This is a genomic window from Ectopseudomonas khazarica (genome assembly GCF_017915135.1).
Taxonomy (GTDB): domain Bacteria; phylum Pseudomonadota; class Gammaproteobacteria; order Pseudomonadales; family Pseudomonadaceae; genus Aquipseudomonas; species Aquipseudomonas khazarica.
Genome location: NZ_CP068551.1, coordinates 157923 through 176216, shown reverse-complemented (window position 1 = coordinate 176216; position 18294 = coordinate 157923). Strand labels below are relative to the sequence as shown.

The following is an 18294-nucleotide window of genomic DNA, read 5'->3' as shown; positions in this document are numbered from 1 at the left end:
TCGTCCTCATCACAACTGGTCGTACCAGTTCTACAGCGCAGTTCGATCCACCCCGGATCGGCCAGCAGGGCGCTAGAGAATAAGCGCTTTAGCCATGTTGGTGTGAAAGCCTGGAGAAAGAAACTGGTCCTACCAGCAGGGAAGACGGTGGACTGGCAAGCGAACGCAAGCTGAATATGCGGCCCATGGTCGCAGCATGACCGCCCATAAAAACAACGTTCACGATTGAGCCTGCCATGAGCATTCTGTACGACGAGCGCGTCGACGGCGCGCTGCCCAAGGTCGACAAGGCCGCCCTGCTGGCGGAATTGCAGCAGCGTCTGCCCGACCTCGACATCCTCCATACCCGCGAGGACCTCAAGCCTTACGAGTGCGATGGCCTGTCCGCCTATCGCACCACCCCCATGCTGGTGGTGTTGCCCGAGCGCATCGAGCAGGTGCAGCAGTTGCTGCAGCTGTGCTACGCCCGCAACGTCCCGGTGGTCGCCCGTGGTGCCGGCACCGGCCTGTCCGGCGGTGCCCTGCCACTGGAGCAGGGCATCCTGCTGGTGATGGCGCGCTTCAACCAGATTCTCGAGATCAACCGCGAAGGGCGCTTCGCCCGTGTGCAACCGGGCGTACGCAACCTGGCGATCTCGCAGGCGGCGGCGCCGTTCGACCTCTACTACGCCCCGGACCCCTCCTCGCAGATCGCCTGCTCCATCGGTGGCAACGTCGCCGAGAACGCCGGTGGCGTGCACTGCCTGAAATACGGCCTGACCGTGCACAACCTGCTCAAGGTGGAAATCCTCACCGTCGAAGGCGAGTTCATGACCCTCGGCAGCGATGCCCTGGACGCGCCCGGTTTCGACCTGCTGGCACTGTTCACCGGCTCCGAGGGCATGCTCGGCATCGTCACCGAGGTGACCGTCAAGCTGCTGCCGAAACCGCAGGTGGCCAAGGTGCTGCTGGCGGCCTTCGACTCGGTGGAAAAGGCCGGCCGCGCCGTGGGCGACATCATCGCCGCCGGCATCATCCCCGGCGGGCTGGAGATGATGGACAACCTGGCCATCCGCGCTGCGGAAGACTTCATCCACGCCGGCTACCCGGTAGACGCCGAAGCCATCCTGCTGTGCGAGCTCGACGGCGTCGAGGCCGACGTGGCCGACGACTGCGAGCGCGTCGGCGAGGTGCTGCAGAAGGCCGGCGCCACCGAAGTGCGCCTGGCCCGCGACGAAGCCGAGCGCGTGAAGTTCTGGGCCGGACGCAAGAACGCCTTCCCGGCGGTCGGGCGCATCTCGCCGGACTACTACTGCATGGACGGCACCATCCCGCGCCGCGAACTGCCCGGGGTCCTGCGCGGCATCGCCGAACTCTCCGAGGAGTACGGCCTGCGCGTGGCCAACGTGTTCCATGCCGGCGACGGCAACATGCACCCGCTGATCCTCTTCGATGCCAACGTGCCCGGCGAGCTGGAACGGGCCGAGGCCGTCGGCGGCAAGATCCTCGAACTGTGCGTCAAGGTCGGCGGCAACATCACCGGCGAACACGGCGTCGGGCGCGAGAAGATCAACCAGATGTGCGCGCAGTTCAACAGCGACGAGATCACCCTGTTCCACGCCGTGAAGGCCGCGTTCGACCCGGCAGGCCTGCTCAATCCGGGCAAGAACATCCCCACCCTGCACCGCTGTGCCGAGTTCGGCTCCATGCACGTGCACCACGGCCAACTGCCCTTCCCGGAACTGGAGCGCTTCTGATGTCGCATGATTTCGATGCCAGCGCCGCGTTGCTGGAACAGGTCAACCACGCACTCAACAGTGCCACGCCGCTGCGCATCCAGGGCAGCGGCAGCAAGGCCCATCTGGGCCGGGCCACCACCGGCGAGGTGCTCGACACCCGCACCCACCGGGGCATCGTCAGCTACGACCCGACCGAGCTGGTGCTGACCGCCCGTGCCGGCACCCCCTTGAGCGAGATCGAGGCGGCGCTGGACGCCAACCAGCAGATGCTGCCGTGCGAACCGCCGCACCTGGGCAACGGCGCCACCCTCGGCGGCATGGTCGCCAGCGGCCTGTCCGGCCCGCGCCGGCCCTGGGCCGGATCGGTGCGCGACCAGGTGCTGGGCACCCGCGTGATCACCGGTCAGGGCAAGCTGCTGCGCTTCGGTGGCGAGGTGATGAAGAACGTCGCCGGCTACGACCTGTCGCGCTTGCTGGCCGGCAGCTTCGGCTGCCTCGGCCTGCTCGCCGAAGTGTCGCTCAAGGTACTGCCCAAGCCGCGTCAGGTACTCAGCCTGCGCCTCGAGGTGGACGTCCGGCACGCGCTGAACAAGCTCGCCGAGTGGGGCCAGCAGCCGCTGCCGATCAGTGCCGCCAGCCACGACGGCCAGGCCCTGCACCTGCGCCTGGAAGGCGGTGAGGGTTCGGTCCAGGCCGCACGCCAGCGCCTGGGTGGCGACGAGATCGACAGTGCCTACTGGCTGGACCTGCGCGAACAGCGCCTGCCGTTCTTCGCCGGTACGGGTGCGCTGTGGCGCCTGTCGCTGCCGACCAACAGCGGCCTGCTCGACCTGCCCGGCCAGCAACTGATCGACTGGGGCGGCGCGCAGCGCTGGCTCAAGTCCGATGCCAGCGGCGAGCTGATCCAGCGCACGCTGGCCCAGGCCGGCGGCCATGCCACCTGCTTCGTCGCCGGTCAGGAGCAGCCCTTCCAGCCGCTGGCGGCCCCGCTGCTGCGCTACCAGCGCCAGCTCAAGAACCAGCTCGACCCCCAGGGCATCTTCAACCCTGGCCGCATGTACGCCGAGGTATAAGACGTGCAGACAAACCTGAGTGAACAAGCCAAGCGTCTGCCGCGCGCCGAAGAGGCCGAGCGCATCCTGCGCTCCTGCGTGCACTGCGGCTTCTGCAATGCCACCTGCCCGACCTACCAGCTGCTCGGCGACGAGCTGGACGGCCCGCGCGGACGTATCTACCTGATCAAGCAGATGCTCGAAGGCGGCGAAGTCACCGCCAAGACCCAGGAGCACCTGGATCGCTGCCTGACCTGCCGCAACTGCGAAACCACCTGCCCATCCGGCGTGCAGTACCACAACCTGCTCGACATCGGTCGCGAAGTCGCCGAGCAGCAGGTGCCGCGCCCGCTCAACCAGCAGCTGCTGCGCCAGGGCCTGCGCACCGTGGTGCCCCGCCCGGCGCTGTTCAAGGCCCTGACCCAGACCGGCCTGGCCCTGCGCCCGCTGCTGCCGGCGGCGCTCAAGGCCAAGCTGCCGCGTGAAGTGCGCCCGGCCAAGCCGCGCCCGAGCGAGCGCCACACGCGCCGCGTGCTGATGCTCGAAGGCTGCGTGCAGCCGGGGCTGTCGCCCAATACCAATGCCGCCACCGCGCGCGTGCTGGACCGTCTCGGCATCAGCGTCACGCCGATCCGCGAGGCCGGCTGCTGCGGCGCCGTCGACTACCACCTCAATGCCCAGGAAGCGGGCCTGAACCGCGCCCGGCAGAACATCGATGCCTGGTGGCCGACGATCGAAGCCGGCGCCGAAGCCATCGTGCAGACCGCCAGCGGCTGCGGCGCCTTCGTCAAGGACTACGGCCACCTGCTCGCCGGCGACCCGGCCTACGCGGCCAAGGCGGCGCGGGTCAGCGCCCTGGCCAAGGACCTGGTCGAGGTGCTGCAGGGCGAAGCCCTGGAGCAGTTGCAGGTCCGCGCCGAACAGCGCCTGGCCTTCCATTGCCCCTGCACCCTGCAGCATGCGCAGAAGCTCGGCGGCGCGGTGGAGGCGGTGCTCGGCCGCCTGGGCTTCGGCCTCACCGCGGTGCCCGACGGGCACCTGTGCTGCGGCTCGGCCGGCACCTATTCGCTGACCCAGCCGGAGCTGTCGCGCCAGCTGCGCGACAACAAGCTCAATGCCCTGGAGAGCGGCAAGCCGGACGCCATCGTCACCGCCAACATCGGTTGCCAGACCCACCTGGACGGCGCCGGGCGCACGCCGGTGCGGCACTGGATCGAGATCGTCGAAGAGGCGATGGGCTGACCATCACAGCAAACGCAGCCCGGATGAAATCCGGGAGAACCAACACCCTGAACCCGGATTGCATCCGGGCTACGAAACCACGAACACGAGGTCCGTCATGCAACACAAAGCCGTACTCAGCCAGACCGAAGTCAGCCAGATCATCGCCGCCGCCCGCAGCGAAGCGCAGCAACAGGGCTGGGCAGTCGCTATCGCCGTGGTCGATGACGGCGGCCACCCGCTCGCCCTGGAGCGCCTCGACGGCTGCGCGCCGATCGGCGCCTACATCGCCACCGAGAAGGCCCGCAGCGCTGCCATCGGCCGTCGCGAGACCAAGGGTTACGAGGACATGGTCAACGGCGGCCGCACCGCCTTCATCAGTGCCCCGCTGATCACCTCGCTGGAAGGTGGCGTGCCGGTCGTGGTCGAGGGCCAGGTGGTCGGCGCCGTGGGCGTGTCCGGGGTCAAGGCCGAACAGGACGCGCAGGTGGCCAAGGCGGGCATCGCAGCCCTTTGAACATGCGGCGTAGCCGCCAACGGATGACCTTCTCCCCCAGGGGGAAGGTGGCACGCAGTGCCGGAAGAGGGTGTGCCCCTCTCTCCTCTTTCGATGAAAGAGGAATGCAGACAGACAGGAGAACAGGAAAATGACCGAACGCGTGCAATGTCAGCGCCTGCAGGTAGCCGCCGAGCTCAAGCAGTTCATCGAAAACGAAGTGCTGCCCGGCAGCGGTATCGAAGCCGCGGCCTTCTGGAGCGGCTTCGACGCCCTGGTACACGACCTGGCACCGCGCAACCGTGCGCTGCTAGCCGAGCGTGACCGCCTGCAGACCGAGCTGGACACCTGGCATCGCGCCAACCCCGGCCCGGTTCGCGACATGGCCGCCTACCGCGCCTTCCTCGAGTCCATCGGTTACCTGCTGCCGCAGCCGCAGACCGTCAAGGCCAGCACCGCCAACGTCGACAGCGAGATCACCAGCCAGGCCGGCCCGCAGCTGGTGGTGCCGGTGATGAACGCCCGCTACGCGCTGAACGCCGCCAACGCCCGCTGGGGTTCGCTGTACGACGCCCTGTACGGCACCGACGCGATCAGCGAGGACGGCGGCGCCAGCAAGGGGCCGGGTTACAACGAGGTACGCGGCGCCAAGGTGATCGCCTTCGCCCGTGCCTTCCTCGACCAGGCCGCGCCGCTGGCCAAGGGCTCGCACGCCGACGCCAGTGCCTATGCCGTGGTCGCCGGCCAGCTGCAGGTGACCCTGGGCAGCGGCGAGCAGACTTCCCTGGCGCAGCCGGAGAAATTCCTCGGCCACCAGGGCGAGGCCGCCACGCCGAGCGCCGTGCTGCTGAAGAACAACGGCCTGCACTTCGAGATCCAGATCGACGCCAGCAGCGCCATCGGCCGCACCGACGCCGCTGGCGTCAAGGACGTGCTGATGGAAGCGGCACTGTCGACCATCATGGACTGCGAAGACTCGGTCGCCGCCGTCGACGCCGCCGACAAGGTGGTGGTCTACCGCAACTGGCTGGGCCTGATGAAGGGTGACCTGGCCGAGGAACTGGAGAAGGGCGGCAAGCGCATCACCCGCCGTCTCAACCCGGACCGCACCTACAGCGCCGCCGCCGGCGGTGAACTGACCCTGCACGGCCGCTCGCTGCTGTTCGTGCGCAACGTCGGGCACCTGATGAGCAACCCGGCGATTCTCGACGGCGACGGCCAGGAGATTCCGGAAGGCATCCTCGATGCCGTGGTGACCAGCCTGATCGCCCTGCATGACCTCAAGCGTCGCGGCAACTCGCGCGCCGGCAGCGTCTACATCGTCAAGCCGAAGATGCACGGCCCGCTGGAAGTGGCCTTCGCCAACGAGCTGTTCGGCCGTGTCGAGCAACTGCTGGGCATGCCTACAGCCACCCTGAAGATGGGCATCATGGACGAGGAGCGCCGCACCAGCGTCAACCTCAAGGCCTGTATCGAGGCCGCCAGCAGCCGCGTGGCCTTCATCAACACCGGCTTCCTCGACCGCACCGGCGACGAGATGCACACGGCCATGGAAGCCGGCGCCATGCTGCGCAAGGGCGACATGAAGTCCAGTGCCTGGATCCAGGCCTATGAGCGCAACAACGTGCTGGTCGGCCTGGCCTGCGGCCTGCGCGGCAAGGCGCAGATCGGCAAGGGCATGTGGGCCATGCCGGACCTGATGGCGGCCATGCTCGAACAGAAGATCGGCCATCCCAAGGCCGGTGCCAACACCGCCTGGGTGCCCTCGCCGACCGCCGCCGTGCTGCACGCGCTGCACTACCACCAGGTGGACGTGCAAGCCGTGCAGACCGAGCTGGAGCTGATCGACCTGGCCAGCCAGCGCGACAGCCTGCTGGGCGACCTGCTCAGCGTGCCAGTCAGCGCCGAGCGCCCGTGGAGCGCCAGCGACATCCAGCAGGAACTGGACAACAACTGCCAGGGCATCCTCGGTTACGTGGTGCGCTGGGTCGAGCAAGGCGTCGGCTGCTCCAAGGTGCCGGATATCCACAACGTCGGCCTGATGGAAGACCGCGCCACGCTGCGGATCTCCGCCCAGCACATCGCCAACTGGCTGCATCACGGCGTGGTCGGCGAAGCCCAGGTGCGCGAGACGCTGCAACGCATGGCACAGGTGGTCGACGGGCAGAACGCCGGCGACGCCGCCTATCGCCCGATGGCCCCCGGTTTCGAGCAGTCCCATGCCTTCCGCGCCGCCTGCGACCTGGTGTTCAAGGGCCGCGAGCAGCCGAGCGGCTACACCGAACCGCTGCTGCACGCCTGGCGTCTGCGCTTCAAAGAGGAGGTCTGAGCGTGGGAGGGGCCATACGCGGCTGCAGCGGGATGCCGCCCAGCCCCTCCTGAAAAATGATTGAGCGCCGTGGATGAACGCCACGGCGCTGCAACAGGCCCTGACGGTTTCCGACCGTCGGGGCTTTCGAGCATGAGCGCGACGGCGGGTGATCCCCAGCGTCGCTGCTCGCGGAATGGTCGGTGCCGTGGCGCCCGGCCACTCCAGATGCGTGGCGCCGGATATCTCCGGAAAACCGTGGTTCACAAGAAAAAGAAGGAACCAACACATGAGTCAAACGCTGCTGTCCATCCTGGCCTTCGTGCCGCTGGTGCTGGCGGGTGTGCTGCTGATCGGCTTCCGCTGGCCAGCCAAGTACGCGATGCCGCTGGTGTTCGTCCTGACCGCCCTGATCGGCCTGCTGGCCTGGGACATGTCCCTCAACCGGGTCATCGCCTCCAGCCTGCAGGGGCTGATCCTCACCACCTCGATCCTGTGGATCATCTTCGGCGCGATCCTGCTGCTGAACACGCTCAAGCACTCCGGCGGTATCGCGGCGATTCGCCGTGGCTTCTCCAACATCAGCCCAGACCGGCGCGTACAGGCGCTGATCGTCGCCTGGCTGTTCGGCTGCTTCATCGAAGGGGCCTCCGGCTTCGGCACCCCGGCCGCCGTCGCCGCACCGCTGCTGGTTGCCCTCGGCTTCCCGGCGCTGGCAGCCGTGGTGCTGGGCATGATGGTGCAATCCACGCCGGTGTCCTTCGGCGCGGTGGGCACGCCGATCCTGGTGGGCGTCGGCGCCGGCCTGGACAGGAGCGGCATCACCGAACAGCTGGCGGCCACCGGCAGCACCTGGGAGACCTTCTTCCACCTGATCTATTCGCGGGTGGCCATCACCCACGGCGTGATCGGCCTGCTGATGCCGCTGATCATGGTCATGATCATGACCCGCTTCTTCGGCAAGAACCGCAGCTGGAAGGAAGGCCTGGCCATCGCGCCGTTCGCCGTCTTCACCGCGCTGTGCTTCTCCCTGCCGTACATGGCGGCCGGCGTGTTCCTCGGCCCGGAATTCCCGTCGATGATCGGCGCCCTGGTCGGCCTGTCCATCGTGGTACCGGCAGCCCGTGCCGGCTTCCTCCTGCCGAAGGAGACCTGGGACTTCGCCGACGCCAAGGACTGGCCGGCCGAGTGGATGGGCAAGATCGAGATGAAACTCGACGAGGTGGCCGGCAAGGCGCCGATCTCCGTGCCCATGGCCTGGGCGCCGTACCTGCTGCTCGCGGTGTTCCTGGTGCTGTCGCGGATCTTCCCCGAACTCAAGGCCGCGCTGATGAGCCTGAGCTTCGGCTGGAAGGACATCCTCGGTGAGACCGGCGTGTCCGGCACCATCGAGCCGCTGTACCTGCCGGGGGGCATCCTGTGCATGGTGGTGCTGGTCACCTTCTTCCTGCACCGCATGCGCTTCTCCGAGCTGAAGGCGGCCGTCGGCGAGTCGAGCAAGACCCTGCTCGGTGCCGGCTTCGTGCTGATCTTCACCATCCCCATGGTGCGTATCCTGATCAACTCCGGGGTCAATGGCGCCGACCTGGTCTCCATGCCGGTGGCCATGGCGCGTCTGGTGGCCGACAGCGTGGGCGGCGTCTATCCGTTCTTCGCCCCGGCCGTGGGTGCCCTGGGCGCGTTCATCGCCGGCTCCAACACCGTGTCCAACCTGATGCTGTCGCAGTTCCAGTTCAACGCTGCCGAGCTGCTGGGCGTGTCCGGGGCGATGATGGTGGCGCTGCAATCGGTGGGCGCTGCGGCGGGCAACATGATCGCCATCCACAACGTGGTGGCGGCCTCGGCGACGGTCGGCCTGCTGGGACGCGAAGGCATCACCCTGCGCAAGACCATCCTGCCGACGCTCTACTACCTCGCTGCTGCGGGCTGCATCGCGCTGGTCACCATGTACGTCATGGGTATCAGCGATCCGCTGCTGGCAAGCCGCTAGTCCATGCGCGGGTCGTGCCAGGCACGACCCGACTTTGGTTGGCCTCTGGCAGGCGGCGATTACCGCCTGTCCGCTTGGCGCGTCCGTTCAATTGCGGTAGCGTGCCTCGCGCAAAACCGTGAGATTCACCCGAGGTCGATATGAAGAAGTGGCAATGCGTGGTCTGTGGACTGATTTACGACGAGAGCCAGGGCTGGCCGGACGACGGCATCGCGCCCGGCACCCGCTGGGAAGACGTGCCGGAAGACTGGCTGTGCCCTGACTGCGGCGTCGGCAAGATGGACTTCGAGATGATCGAGATCGGCTGATCACGTGTCATTTCAACAAACGGCGACCCTCGGGTCGCCGTTTTCATTTCACCCTGCCAGGCGCCGCCAGCAGGCCCCGCAAACGCAACACAGCCACCTCGCGGCCCAGCAGCCTCCTGGCGTGGAGCCCGCGCCATAGCCTTCGCCGGCCGCCACGCAGAAAAATCGCCAACGCCATTTAAGCAGCGTCAAAAGCCGGTCGCCCTTCACTTACAGCAGGCAATCACAGCCAGCTTCACTCAACTGAAGGAATCTCATCATGGCTCTGTCGATTCATACCAACTACTCCTCGCTGATCACTCAGACCAACCTGTCCAAGACCAACAACGCCCTGGGCACCAACCAGCAGCGTCTGGGCACCGGTTTCCGCATCAACTCCGCTGCCGACGACGCCGCCGGCCTGCAGATCGCTACCCGTCTGAACGCTCAATCGCGTGGTATGGACGTGGCCATCCGCAACACCAGCGACGCCGTTTCGCTGCTGCAGACCGCCGAAGGCGCCTTCAGCGAAATGACCGACATCGTGCAGCGCATGAAAGACCTCTCCACCCAGGCGGCGAACGACACCAACAGCGCAGACGACCGTCTGGCCCTCTCGGCCGAGTTCAACGAACTGGGCAAAGAGCTGGCCAACATCATGACCAACACCAAGTACGCGGGTGAGGCCCTGTTCGACATCGCCGGTACCGGCGGCAAGTTCGGCACCGCTGGCGGCATGAGCTTCCAGATCGGCGCCAGCGCCACCGAAACCCTGGCCCTGGACGTCAGCGCCGACGTCGGCACCCTGACCGCCGCCCTGGGCGCGCTGAACACCCAGTTCGCCGCTGCTCCGGCCGCCGACCAGAAGCTCGAGACCCAGGCCGGCGCCAACGGCGCGATCACCCTGGCCGAGACCGCTCTGGACGAGATCGGTGCGCTGCGTGCCCAGTTCGGCGCCAACATCAACCGCCTGAACCACACCGCCAACAACCTCGGCAACATGAAGGACAACACCGACATGGCCAAGGGTCGCATCATGGATGCCGACTTCGCCAAGGAAAGCGCCAGCATGAGCAAGAACTCCATGCTCCTGCAGTCGGGCATCTCCATGCTCAAGCAAGCCGGCCAGATGCCGGGCATGGTCATGTCCCTGCTGGGCTGATCCCGCGTCATCCAGGCGCAACGGATGGCGCCACCCCCTCCAACGCCCCGTACTCACGGGGCGTTTCTCGTTACGGCCTGAGCCCCGGCAACGCGCATCGCCAGCGTGCAACCGTCATCGAACGACGGGATGCTGAAATGACCGTCACGACACCTGCCGACTGCATCGACTTCACCCACGAAGCAGCTAGCATAGAACTGAGCACGGCCTGTGCGAGGCCGCTCGGTCAGCTCGTGACTGGCACAAGACTTGCCACTGCATTTCCCTGACGCCAGAATGCTGACCATCCGTCGCCCGGACGTTTCCAGCCGGAAATGTCGCTCGCTCTAAGGACCGCATGAACTCCAGCCCCGACACGCCGCCCACCGAGCCGGGAAGCACCATCGCCTGCCAGGTCATCAGGACCGGGCGCAGTGACTGCTACGCGCACTTCTATCCGGCGCTGTATCAGCTGACGCTGGCCAAGAGCGGTATCGAAGAGAAGATCGACCTCGGCTACTCCGGTAGCCGCCTGCTCGAGCGCCTGCTGCAGAAGCCGGGCGAGGTCGTCTCGCGCGAGGAGCTGATGAACCACGCCTGGGCCGACCGGGTAGTGGGCCAGGGCAGCCTGAACCAGCAGATCTATACCCTGCGTCAGGTGCTGGGCGACGAGAAAAGCCGCGAGATCATCCAGACCCTGCCGCGCCGCGGCTACCTGCTCAACCCCAATCACCTGGTCGTGCCGTCAGCCAGCGATGCCGCCGACCCGTCCGGCGCGGCGCCCGACGTGCCAGCCGCACCACCCGCCTTCCTGCGGCGCCACAGTCGTCAGCGCGCCTCCTGGCTGATCCTGCTCAGCCTGTTCAGCATCATCGGCATCGCCCTGTTCCTGACGCTGTACCGGATCAGCCAGCCAGACGACCTGTACAGCAGCGAGATGACCCAGGGACCCCTCAACGTGCGTTACATCGACCAGAACCCGCAGCGCCTGCAGCAACTCATCCTGCACACCCATGGCCTGACCAGCCGCCTCACGGCACTGGCCAGCGCGCCGTCCGAGCTGGTGCTGCGCCTGAGTGGTGGCTTCTACGAGCTGCTCTGCCTGCAACCGGGGGGCGGCGCACGCTCGCTGATGCTGCATGAAAGCCAGCTGGGTCAGGTGGCCGATGCCCAACTGAGCAGATGCCTGCCATGAGCCGCTGCAGGCAACTCGGCATCAGCGGCGTGTGGCTGCTGAGCATGTTCGCCACGGCCCTGGCGATGCTCCTGGGCATGCTCGCGCTGTGGCTCAGCTTCAGCTCCAGCGCGGAGCTCGACGGCCGCTACCAGTCCAGCGGCCAGGTCCAGCTGAGCAACGGCAAGGTGCTCGACATCAGCCACAGCCTGCAGGTCAACAACGGGCGTTTCTACGCCATGACCCGCCAGGGCGACAGCATCCTGGAGACCTCGGGGACGGTCGACTACGGCTTCCTCGGCAACTACCGCCTGCGCGTCGAGGATGGCCAGGTCACCGGCCTGGCCAGCGAGGTCGACGACGAGCTGGTGTTCAACCTGCTCTACGGTCGGCACAAGGGCTCGACCATCCGCCTGACCCGCCTCGACGGCTGCCTCTACGCCCTGGAAACCCGCCAGTTCTACTGCCCAGCGCGTCACCTGTAGCGCCGCGCTCACGACTCCGGCGTGCTCAGCCGCGCGCCCTCGGCGCGGTACTCCACACGCACCTGCGTGTCGCCGAACAGCTCGCGGTAGAGGCCCTCGGCCTGGCTGGTCAGCAACAGCAGCTCGATGCGCCGATTGGCACCGTTCTCCGGGTCATCGGGCAGCAGCGGCATGCCATCGGCCTGCGCCGTCACCTGCAGCACCGCGCGGGTCGGCAGGCCGGCCTCGACCAGCACGTTGCGCGCGCGCAGGGCGCGATCACCCGACAGGTTCCAGTTGTTGTAGCCGCCGACGATGCCCCGGTAGGGCGTGGCATCGGTGTGGCCGCTGACGATCAGGTGGTTGTCGACCTTGGCCAGGATGCCGGCCAGACGCTTGAGCAGGGTCTCGAAATGCGGGTCCAGGCGCGCGCTGCCACGGGCGAACATGAAGCGCTGCGCATCGTCCTTGATCAGAATGCGCAGGCCCTGGGGCACCACCTGCACCTCGATGTTGGCCTCGGCATCCAGTTGCAGCGCCAGCGCCTCCATCAGTTGCGCCAGCTCCTGCATCTGCAGCGGCTCGGCGTAGTGCGGCCTGCGCGCCGCGCCAGGCTGGCCATCACCCTGCTCGGCCCCTGGGTCCTCCTGGGGCGTACGCGCCTGGTTGAGGCGGTCCTGGCGCGGGCTGACCTGCACCGGGATACCGTCGAGGTCCAGCGGCGTGGTGCTGGTGCCGTCGAAGATGCCGGCGCCGCCATCGACCAGCGGGTTGTTCATCATGTCCGCATTGGCCCGGCTCTGGTCCTGGGTCTGCGGCTGGATGATCCACAGCACCATGAACAGCGCCATCATGGCCATGGTGAAGTCGGCGAAGGCGACCTTCCAGGCACCACCGTGCTCGTCGTGGCCGCCTTTCTTGCCACGCCGCTTGATGATGATCTCGTGTTCTGCGCCGCCACGCTTCTTCATGCCGCGTCCCTTTCATCCTCGTAGCGGTTGACCCAGGTCTCCAGCTGCTTGAAGGCCGGCTTGACGTCCTGCTCGATCAGCTTGCGCCCAGCATCCACGGCCAGCAGCGTGGGCTTGCCGGCGACATGGGCGACCAGCGTGGTGCGCACGCACTCGAGTGCCGACAGCTCGGTCTTGATGCGCTGGCTCATGGCGTTGGACAGCGGCTCCATCACGCAGTAGCACATGAAGATGCCGAGGAAGGTGCCGACCAGCGCGGCAGCGACGTGGGCGCCGATCTCGGCCACCGAACCGCCGATGTTGCCCATGGTGATGATGATCCCCATGATCGCCGCGAGGATGCCGAAGCCCGGCATCGCCTCGCCGATCTTGTGCAGCGAACGCGACGGCTGCAGCAGGATGTGCTCCATGGCCTCCAGCTCCTGTTCGAGGAAGCCTTCCAGCTCGTGTGCGCTGATCTTGCCCATGGCCATCAGGCGGAAGTTGTCGGCGATGAAGGCCATCAGGTTCTTCTCCTGACGGATCAGCGGGTACTTGGCGAACAGCTCGCTCTGCTCGGGCTCCTCGATGTGTGCGTCGAGCACCTTGAGACCACCGACCTCGACCATCTCCAGCAGCTCGTACAGCAGCATCAGCAGTTGCCGCTGGAACTCCTCGCCGCGCCGCTTGTAGACGAACACGCCCTTGATCTGGTGGCACATCTCCACCAGCACTTCCTTGGGGTTGCCCACCACCAGTGCGCCGAGACCGGCGCCGACGATGATCACCACCTCGGCCGGCTGCCAGAGCATGGCCAGCTCGCCGTGGGCCATGACGTACCCGCCCAGCACGCAGCCGACGATGATCAATGCACCTAGTAACTTCTGCACCCTAGCCTCTCTCGTTCAGGTAGCGGCTGGCCTTGGCGATCGCCTGCTTGCTCAGCTGGCAGACGCGCGCGTCGCTCAGCTCCAGCACCAGGGCGATTTCCTTGAGGCTCAGCTCATGTTGGTAGTAAAGGGTCAGCACCAGCCGCTCGCGCTCGCTGAGCTGGCTCAGCGCCTGGGTCAGCAGGCGCTCCTTGAGCACCCTGTCCTCGACCGCACTGCTGCCACAGGTGAACCCTTCGTGGCCGTTCTGCAGCAGCTCGTCGAGGCTCTCGATGGCCTCGCAGGCGTCGGCCTGGAGGAACTCCTGGTAGTCCTTGGCGCTGATCCCGGTGGCCCGGAGGATCTCCTCCTCCTGCGGCACACGGCCCAGCTGGCGCGCCAGCTGGCGAATGGCATCGCGGATCTTGTGGGTCTGCTGGCGTACTTGGCGCGGCCGCCAGTCCTGGCGACGCAGCTCGTCGAGGATCGCGCCACGCACGCGCAGCGCGGCGAAGCGGCCGAACTGCTCGTCCGGCGTGCCGTAGCGGCGCAGGCATTCGAGCAGCCCCATCAGGCCGATCTGCTCCATGTCCTCGCGATCGAGCACCTGATTGGCCTGCAACGCCAGCTGGCTGACGATGCGCTTGACCAGCGGCAGGTACTGCATCAGCCATTTCTGCTCGGCCCCGGGGGCGAACAGCGCGGCACCACCCTGGTCGGCGGCGTAGCGGTAGTCGATGGCGCAGTTGGCGTTCATGGGCAGGCCCTGCTCTCTACTGGACGATCAGCTTGCTGACCAGCACGTTGGCGAACGGCATCGCCAGCTTCTTGCTGGCGAAGTCATCGAACAGCGCGCTTTCCAGCTTGCCCTGCAATTCGGGGATGGGCATGGCACGCAGGCTCTCGAAGGTCATCGCCGACAGGTGGGCGACCACCGAGTTGCGCACCATGGGGTCGATCTGCTCGAGCTTCTTCGGGTCGGTCTCGAGGTCGGCCTGCAGCACCAGGTCGAGCACGAAGTAGTGCTCGCGGTTCTCGCCCTGCAGGCTGACGATGACTTTCTCGATGGGGAAGAAGCGATACTCGCTGGTCTGCTCCTCCTCGCCGGCGCCCGCGCTGGAAAGCCCCGGCAGCGGCTGCCCGGACTGCAGCGAGCGCAGCGTGGCGTAGTTGAAGACGGTCCCGCCGACCACCACCAGCGTGTTGAAGATGAGCAGCAGGAGGATGATGCGCGGCATTGTCATGGGGTTCTCGATTCAGGTGCGAAGGGTTAAACGGTGACCAGCACGTCGCTGGTCGAGTCCGGGTTGCGCGGGCCGCTGTCGGCCGTGGTGGTGCTCGCCGCGTGCACCGGCTCCTCGGCCAGCCAGGCCTGGCGCGGCTGGCCTTGCTGACGCCCGCCCTGGGCATCGGCGGAGACCTGCACGTCGACCTGCACGAAGTGCTGCCCGACCAGTTCCTGACGCAGGCGCTCGCTGGTCTGCTGCAGCAGGCGGGCGACATCGGCGTTGGCCGCGGAAAGCTGCACGCTGAGCCGGCCGGATTCGTGACTGAGGAAGATTTCCAGGCTGCCCAGCTCCGGTGGGTCGAGACGGATGGTGGCGTTCTGGATGCGCTGGTTGATCTGCACATCGACCTGCTCGCGCAGGCTGCCGAGCATCTGCTCGCCCCACTGCGCCTGCGGCGCATGCAGCTTGAGGTGGCGCTCCGTGGTCGGTGCCAGGTTCGCGGGCAGGGAAGCTGGCGCAGTGGCCGTCGCGCTCGCCTTGTCGTCGGCGCTGCCGGTGCCGGGCAGACGCTCGGCAAGGCTGGCCTCGAGGCTGTCGTTGGCGGTGAGTGACGCGGCATTCTGCAGCGCAGCGTCCAGCGCCATTGGCGGCATCGGCGCAGTCATGGCCTGGGCAGGCACCGGCCTGGCCGCGACCGGGGCCGCAGCGCGCTCGGGCTCGCTCGGCAAGGGTTCACGCGGCACCCGCGCGGGATCGACCGGCAACGCGGCCAGCTGCGGGTCCTGCTCCTGTTCGTCCGGGCGCGCCGGGGCGTGCTGCGCAGTCTCCGCCGTCTCGCGCGCCTCCACCCGGACCGCCTGCTGCCCGAGCACGCTGGCCAGCCACTGCTCGGCATCGGCATCGGCCTCGCCGAGGCCGAGCGCGATCGGCGCCGGCGCGCTGGCTGGCGGCGCCACGCTTTCGCTTGCGGCGAAGGCATGCAGCTCCATCTGCAGATCGAAGGCCGGCTGTTCGCCGGACGCACTCTGCGCCTGGGCAAAGCCGTTCAGCGCAGGCTCCGCTGCGGCGCCGCCGAGGTCGACTCGCGCATTCGCGTTGATCAGTTGCAGCACCTTCTATCTCCCCTCTTGATACAGATCGACGCGCAGGTAGGCGCTACGCCCTTCGGCGTATTCCAGATGCGTCAACAGCAGGCGCCGCACGCGCTCGCATTCCTCGGCGCAGGCGACTCGCGCCTGGCCGTGCAGCTGTTGCAGACGCTGCTTGGCCGCACGCGTCTCGTCACTGAGCGACGGCAACCCGGCCAGCAGTTGCAGGCAGGCGCGGATCAGCGCATCGACCTCGCCGATGCGCGCCCAGTCGCCCTGCTCCAGCGCCTCGGCCAACTGGCCATGCAGCTGCTGCAGGGCGCGCAGTTCACTTGCGCGCTGCATTCACGCCTTCCCAGCCTTCACGCAACACACCGAGCAGCCCCACCACCTCGTCCAGGCCTTCCAGCGACAGGCTGACGCTGACGTCGGAGAGCCGGTAGATGCAGTAGTCGTAGAGCCGCGCCAGGCCCTGCACCAGCTCGCCGCCGTTCTCGTAATCGAGCGCGCTGTTGAGGCCGCCGAGGATGTTCAGGCACTTCTCCAGGGACTGGCCCTTCTGCTGGTAACGCTTGGCCTCGATATGGCCACGGGCACGGGCCAGCTCGTCGAGCAGGCCGTCGAACAGCACCAGCACCAGCTCGTAGGGCGAGGCGGCGGCAGCGCGGGCCTCGAGGTCCACGGTGCGGTAGCTGTCGTAACTTTCGTTGAGGTTGTAGGCACTCATCAGAACATTCCGTAGGTCTGTTCCATCGCCGCCATGGTCTGCATCAGACCGGTGTACTGACGGAGATAGCGGGCGTAGTAGGAGTCGTACTGCTTCTGGATGTTGTCGAACTGCTGATCGACACGACGCAGCTGGGTGTTGAGGGTGTCCTTGCGATTGGTCAGCAGGCCGCCGGCGCTGCTGGTGTAGACCGCCAGGTTCTTGTCCAGGGTGTCGAGCAGGTTGCCCTTGTCGGTGAACAGCTTCTCGAAGCCTTCCGGGTTGGCCGCCACGGCCTTCTCGAAACGTGCACTGTCGATGGTCAGCTTGCCGCCGCGGTCGGCGACGATGCCGAACTCGGTCAGGCTCACCCCGCCGAAGGACGTGCGCACCAGCTGGTTGAGCATGCCTTCGATGGCGCGCACGCTGGCGTCACCGGCCAGGGGCCCACGGCTGCCGCTCTCGCCGCCGCTGGCGGTCAGCGAGTCGAAGCTGCTCATCAGGGCATTGAAGGCACTGACGAACGTCTGCGCCTTCTCCTTGGTGGCGCTCTGGTCCTGGGCGATCTCGATGGTCAGCGGGGTGTCGCCCGTCTGGTGAGCCTTGCTGAACGTCAGGCTGACGCCGTCGATGATGTTGGCGAAGGTGTTGCTGCTACTGGTCAGCTCGATACCGGCCTCGCCGCCGAGGCGGACGATGGCGTCCTTGGCCACGGACAGTTCCTGACGCGCGGCCACGGCATTCTCGAATGCCGTGTTGCCGCTGGCGGTCAGGCTGATGGCCTGGTCGGCACCGGTCGTCTCGCTGGTCAGCACCAGGTTGACCTGACCATTGCTGCGCACCAGCGTGGCCTTGACCCCGCTGTTGTCAGCCGCGCCGTTGATCGCAGCGGCCAGTTCGTCGAGCGTCGTCACCGCGCCCAGGTCGACACTGAACGTGTCACTGCCCTGGCCGATGCTCAGGCTGCCGCTGCCCAGGTCGCCGTCCTGCAGGCCCTGCAGGGCGAGCTGGCTCTTGCTGGCCAGCTGCTGGACGAAGAAGTCATAGCTGCCCGCGACCGCCTTGCTGCCGACCGTGGCAGTGGCATAGCCCTCCTGGCTGTAGCTGGCGCTGTTGACCAGCATGCTGCTGCCGGCGAGCTTCAGGCCGCTGGCAGCGCTCTTGAAGCTCTTCAGCGCAGTGTCCAGGGAGCTCAGGGCATTGAGCTGCGCCTTGTAGGCTTCCTGGTTGCGGTTGGCCTTGGCCAACTGCCCCTGAATCTCGTATTGGGCCAGTTGGGTCGCCATGCTCTGTACGTAATCTGAATCGATAGCCATAGTCGGACACCCGTTTTCCTGAGAGATAGCAATAGCGGTGCCAACCAGCCAAGTCGTTGATATTCAAGGACTTGAGCCAACCGCCAGGTGAAAGATCCTTTCCGCTCGCGAGGCAGCGAGCGACAGGCGGAAGGCCGGCTTCCGCTCGCCTGCGCAACAGGCGGACATGCCCCCTACACAGGCGACGCGGCAGCGGCCCGGCTTAAGGAAAACGCGGTGAATGCAGTGCACTGAGGCCGGACAAGCCAGCCAGGCGCGGGGAGAGTGGCCGTGACACGCAGGACA

Annotated in this window: 18 protein-coding genes; 10 read left to right on the top strand and 8 right to left on the bottom strand. The window is 66.9% G+C overall.

Annotation, left to right across the window (positions count from 1 at the left end; all coding sequences use genetic code 11):
* Window positions 1–236 precede the first annotated feature (236 nt).
* The 10 genes from glcD to JLK41_RS00800 all read left to right on the top strand — a co-directional run bounded on the left by glcD (window position 237) and on the right by JLK41_RS00800 (window position 11872).
* The gene (gene glcD, locus JLK41_RS00845) at window positions 237–1736 is read left to right on the top strand and encodes a glycolate oxidase subunit GlcD (protein WP_037057103.1); all 1500 of its coding nucleotides are present in this window, start codon (window positions 237–239) and stop codon (window positions 1734–1736) included.
* Window positions 1736–2791: a glycolate oxidase subunit GlcE gene (gene glcE / locus JLK41_RS00840; protein ID WP_210390150.1), complete on the top strand. Its 1056-nt coding sequence runs from the start codon at window positions 1736–1738 to the stop codon at window positions 2789–2791. Before glcD ends, glcE begins: the two co-directional genes overlap by 1 nt.
* A gap of 3 nt (window positions 2792–2794) precedes the next feature.
* Window positions 2795–4012 carry a glycolate oxidase subunit GlcF gene (gene glcF / locus JLK41_RS00835; RefSeq protein ID WP_037057106.1) on the top strand — a complete coding sequence of 406 codons (1218 nt, stop codon included), beginning with the start codon at window positions 2795–2797 and terminating at the stop codon, window positions 4010–4012.
* 97 nt (window positions 4013–4109) lie between these two features.
* Complete coding sequence (locus JLK41_RS00830) at window positions 4110–4508, top strand: heme-binding protein (protein WP_210390149.1); 399 nt, start codon at window positions 4110–4112, stop codon at window positions 4506–4508.
* Between the two features lie 130 nt (window positions 4509–4638).
* Complete coding sequence (locus JLK41_RS00825) at window positions 4639–6816, top strand: malate synthase G (protein ID WP_210390148.1); 2178 nt, start codon at window positions 4639–4641, stop codon at window positions 6814–6816.
* A 268-nt stretch (window positions 6817–7084) separates the two neighbouring features.
* Window positions 7085–8785 carry an L-lactate permease gene (locus JLK41_RS00820; RefSeq protein ID WP_210390147.1) on the top strand — a complete coding sequence of 567 codons (1701 nt, stop codon included), beginning with the start codon at window positions 7085–7087 and terminating at the stop codon, window positions 8783–8785.
* 140 nt (window positions 8786–8925) lie between these two features.
* A complete protein-coding gene (locus JLK41_RS00815) occupies window positions 8926–9093 on the top strand; it encodes a rubredoxin (RefSeq protein WP_003242223.1) in 168 nt (55 codons plus the stop codon).
* A 259-nt stretch (window positions 9094–9352) separates the two neighbouring features.
* Window positions 9353–10234: a lateral flagellin LafA gene (lafA, locus tag JLK41_RS00810; RefSeq protein WP_037053859.1), complete on the top strand. Its 882-nt coding sequence runs from the start codon at window positions 9353–9355 to the stop codon at window positions 10232–10234.
* Between the two features lie 337 nt (window positions 10235–10571).
* Window positions 10572–11408: a winged helix-turn-helix domain-containing protein gene (locus JLK41_RS00805; protein ID WP_037053862.1), complete on the top strand. Its 837-nt coding sequence runs from the start codon at window positions 10572–10574 to the stop codon at window positions 11406–11408.
* Window positions 11405–11872, top strand: a complete 468-nt coding sequence (locus JLK41_RS00800; protein WP_037053864.1) for a hypothetical protein — start codon at window positions 11405–11407, stop codon at window positions 11870–11872. The genes JLK41_RS00805 and JLK41_RS00800 overlap by 4 nt, the downstream gene beginning before the upstream one ends.
* 8 nt (window positions 11873–11880) lie before the next feature.
* Here JLK41_RS00800 and JLK41_RS00795 read toward each other — a convergent pair whose 3' ends face one another.
* The 8 genes from JLK41_RS00795 to fliD are packed head-to-tail and all read right to left on the bottom strand — an operon-like array spanning window position 11881 to window position 18009.
* The gene (locus JLK41_RS00795; protein WP_210390146.1) at window positions 11881–12822 is read right to left on the bottom strand and encodes a flagellar motor protein MotB; all 942 of its coding nucleotides are present in this window, start codon (window positions 12820–12822) and stop codon (window positions 11881–11883) included.
* The gene (gene motA, locus JLK41_RS00790) at window positions 12819–13691 is read right to left on the bottom strand and encodes a flagellar motor stator protein MotA (RefSeq protein ID WP_037053869.1); all 873 of its coding nucleotides are present in this window, start codon (window positions 13689–13691) and stop codon (window positions 12819–12821) included. Before motA ends, JLK41_RS00795 begins: the two co-directional genes overlap by 4 nt.
* A 1-nt stretch (window position 13692) precedes the next feature.
* The gene (locus tag JLK41_RS00785) at window positions 13693–14427 is read right to left on the bottom strand and encodes a FliA/WhiG family RNA polymerase sigma factor (protein ID WP_037053872.1); all 735 of its coding nucleotides are present in this window, start codon (window positions 14425–14427) and stop codon (window positions 13693–13695) included.
* A gap of 16 nt (window positions 14428–14443) precedes the next feature.
* Window positions 14444–14914 (bottom strand): flagellar basal body-associated FliL family protein, encoded by a 471-nt coding sequence (locus tag JLK41_RS00780; RefSeq protein ID WP_037053875.1) that lies wholly within the window; start codon window positions 14912–14914, stop codon window positions 14444–14446.
* 26 nt (window positions 14915–14940) lie between these two features.
* The gene (locus JLK41_RS00775) at window positions 14941–16011 is read right to left on the bottom strand and encodes a flagellar hook-length control protein FliK (RefSeq protein ID WP_210390145.1); all 1071 of its coding nucleotides are present in this window, start codon (window positions 16009–16011) and stop codon (window positions 14941–14943) included.
* 3 nt (window positions 16012–16014) lie between these two features.
* On the bottom strand, window positions 16015–16332 hold the full coding sequence (locus JLK41_RS00770; protein WP_047586045.1) for a hypothetical protein: 318 nt from the start codon (window positions 16330–16332) through the stop codon (window positions 16015–16017).
* Window positions 16316–16714 (bottom strand): flagellar export chaperone FliS, encoded by a 399-nt coding sequence (gene fliS / locus JLK41_RS00765; RefSeq protein ID WP_011920495.1) that lies wholly within the window; start codon window positions 16712–16714, stop codon window positions 16316–16318. The genes JLK41_RS00770 and fliS overlap by 17 nt, the downstream gene beginning before the upstream one ends.
* Window positions 16714–18009 (bottom strand): flagellar filament capping protein FliD, encoded by a 1296-nt coding sequence (gene fliD / locus JLK41_RS00760; protein WP_150607482.1) that lies wholly within the window; start codon window positions 18007–18009, stop codon window positions 16714–16716. The genes fliS and fliD overlap by 1 nt, the downstream gene beginning before the upstream one ends.
* Window positions 18010–18294: the final 285 nt, after the last annotated feature.